This window comes from Rhizobacter sp. P2_H2 (assembly GCF_056403375.1).
This window is the reverse complement of the sequence record NZ_JBFUFP010000696.1, coordinates 1-2,964: the sequence shown is the minus strand read 5'-3', so window position 1 is coordinate 2,964 and position 2,964 is coordinate 1. Positions and strand designations below refer to the sequence as shown.

Annotated in this window: 2 protein-coding genes; both read left to right on the top strand. The window is 72.5% G+C overall.

Going from position 1 to position 2,964, the window contains the following annotated elements; all coding sequences use genetic code 11:
* A partial coding sequence (locus tag AC1D15_RS24840; protein WP_477828074.1) for an acyl carrier protein occupies positions 1-295 on the top strand: 295 nt, incomplete at its 5' end.
* Positions 292-2,964: type I polyketide synthase (locus AC1D15_RS24835; protein ID WP_477828073.1), on the top strand; the 2,673-nt coding region annotated here is incomplete at its 3' end. The genes AC1D15_RS24840 and AC1D15_RS24835, both read left to right, overlap by 4 nt.

Here is a 2,964-nt window from a genome sequence, read left to right as displayed (position 1 = left end):
GCGCCAGCTCGGCCTCGATTCGCTGATGGCGGTGGAGCTGCGCAACCTGCTCGGCAAGAGTGTCGGCCGCACGCTGGCCGCGACGGTGACCTTCGACCACCCGTCGGTCGCGGCGCTGACCGAGCACCTGGCGAGCGAGGTGTTCGCGGACCAGTTCGAGCCGGCCGCTGCCGCGGCGCCCGCCGCGGTGTCGGCACCCCCACCCGCGGACAGCCTCGATGCGCTGTCCGAAGATGAACTCGCGATGCAGCTGATGCGACGCCTCGACGGCATCGGCATCCAGGAGACTCCGTGACCGACACCCGGCAGACCCCCGACTACGCCGCGCTGCTGAAGCGCTCGCTGCAGGCCATCGACCAGCTCGAGGCGAGGCTGAAGGCCGTCGAGCAGTCGCGCCACGAGCCGATCGCGATCGTCGGCATCGGCTGCCGCTTCCCCGGCGACGGCGACACGCCCGACGCGTTCTGGCGCTTCCTCGAGAGCGGCACCGACGGCGTCACCGAGGTGCCGAAGGAGCGCTGGGATGCCGACGCCTGCTTCGACGCCGACCCCGACGTGCCCGGCAAGAGCTACACCCGCTGGGGCGGCTTCGTGAAGGACGTCGATCGCTTCGACGCGCACTTCTTCGGCATCTCGCCGCGCGAGGCCGTCAGCCTCGACCCGCAGCAGCGGCTGCTGCTGGAGGTGACCTGGGAGTCGCTCGAACACGCCGGCATCGCGCCGTCGTCGCTGGCCGGCAGCCAGACCGCCGTCTACATGGGCATCACGACGCACGACTATGCGAACCAGCTGTCCGAGGCGATCGGCTCGCGCTTCGGCGATGCCTATACGCCCTCGGGCACCGCGCACAGCGTGGCGGCCGGGCGGCTGTCGTACTTCCTCGGGCTGCACGGGCCCAACGTCGCGATCGACACCGCGTGCTCGTCGTCGCTGGTCGCGATCCACTGGGCGGTGCAGAGCCTGCGCAGCGGCGAAGCCGACCTCGCGCTCGCCGGCGGCGTGAACCTCACGCTGACGGCCGACGGCTCGATCCTGACCTCGCGCGCCCGCATGATGTCGTTCGACGGCCGCTGCAAGACCTTCGACGACGCGGCCGACGGCTATGTGCGTGGCGAGGGCTGCGGCGTCGTCGTGCTGAAGCGGCTGTCCGATGCGCAGCGCGACGGCGACCGCGTGATCGCGCTGGTGCGCGGCTCGGCGCTGAACCAGGACGGCCGCAGCAGCGGCCTGACCGCACCGAACGGCACCGCGCAGGAGGCGGTGATCCGCGCCGCGCTCGCCAACGCGCGCGTGAAACCCGACGAGATCRGCTACGTCGAGGCGCACGGCACCGGCACGCCGCTCGGCGACCCGATCGAGGTCAAGGCGCTGCACCAGGTCTACGGCCAGCGACCGGCCGACACGCCGCTGATGATCGGTTCGGTGAAGACCAACATCGGCCACCTGGAAGCGGCCGCCGGCGTGGCCGGCGTCATCAAGGTCGCGCTGGCGCTGCAGCACCGCACGATCCCGCCGCACCTGCACCTGAAGCGGCCGAACCACCTGATCGCCTGGGACGAGATGCCGATCACGGTGCCGACCGTGCCGACGCCGTGGCCCGATGCCGGCCGGCCGCGGCGCGCGAGCGTCAGCTCGTTCGGGTTCAGCGGCACGAATGCGCATGTGATCCTGGAAGAGGCGCCGCCCGCCGTGCCAGCGGTCTTGCCCGCGCAGGCGCAGCAGCTCATTGTGCTGAGCGCGCAGACGCCCGCCGCACTCGAAGCTGCCGCCCGCCGCCTGGCCGATGCGGCCGGCACGGCGCCACTCGACCAGATCGCCGCGACGCTCGCGCTCGGCCGTTCGCCGTTCATCGAGCGGCTGGCGGTGGTTGCCGACAGCGCCGACGCCTTGAAGGCACGGCTCGGCGAATTCATCGCCGGCGCGCCGACCGCCGGCGCCTCGCGCGGCCGCGCCGTCGGCGGCACGGCGCCGGAACTCGTGTTCCTGTTCACCGGCCAGGGCGCGCAGGTTGCCGGCATGGGCCGCGCGCTGTACGACGCCGAGCCGGTGTTCCGCGCCGCGCTCGACGAGTGCGAACGCATCACGGCACCCCTGCTCGGCCTCGGCCTGCTCGACGTGATGTGGAACGACGCCGAACGGCTCGACGACACCGCGTTCACGCAGCCGGCGCTGTTCGCGATCGAGTACGCGCTCGCGCAGCTGTGGCAATCGTGGGGCGTCAAGCCGACCGCGGTGATGGGCCACAGCGTCGGCGAGTACGTCGCGGCCTGCGTGGCCGGCGTGTTCAGCCTCGCGGACGGGCTGAAGCTGATCGTCGAACGGGGCCGGCTGATGAGCGCGCTGCCGCGCGATGGCGCGATGGCGGCGGTCTTCACCGACGAGGCCACCGTGCGCGCCGCGATCGCGCGGGATGCCTCCGTGCTCGCCATCGCCGCGGCGAACGGCCCGCAGAACACCGTGATCTCCGGCCGTGCCGACGCGGTCGACGCGGCGCTGGAGCGGCTCGCGGTCGCCGGCATCGAGGCGCAGCGGCTGAAGGTCTCGCACGCCTTCCACTCGCCGCTGATGGAGCCGATGCTCGATGCGTTCGAGGCGGTCGCGTCGCAGGTGGAGTTCCGTGCGCCGCAGCTGGTGCTGGCGTCGAACGTGACCGGCCGGTTGGCGGGTGACGAGGTCTGTCAACCGGGCTACTGGCGCCGCCATGTGCGCGACGCTGTGCGCTTCGGCGATTCGATCGCCGCGCTGCAGGCCGACGGCTTGCGCGTCTTCATCGAGGTCGGCCCGCAGCCGACGCTGCTGAACATGGCGCAGCGTGGCAGCGTGATGCCCGACAGCGCGTGGATCCCGTCGCTGCGCAAGGGGCGCGACGACGTGGTGTCGCTGCTCGACAGCCTGGGCCAGCTGTTCGTGCGCGGCGTGCGGCCGGACTGGGCCGCGGTGCAGGGTGGCGCGCGGCCGCGGGCG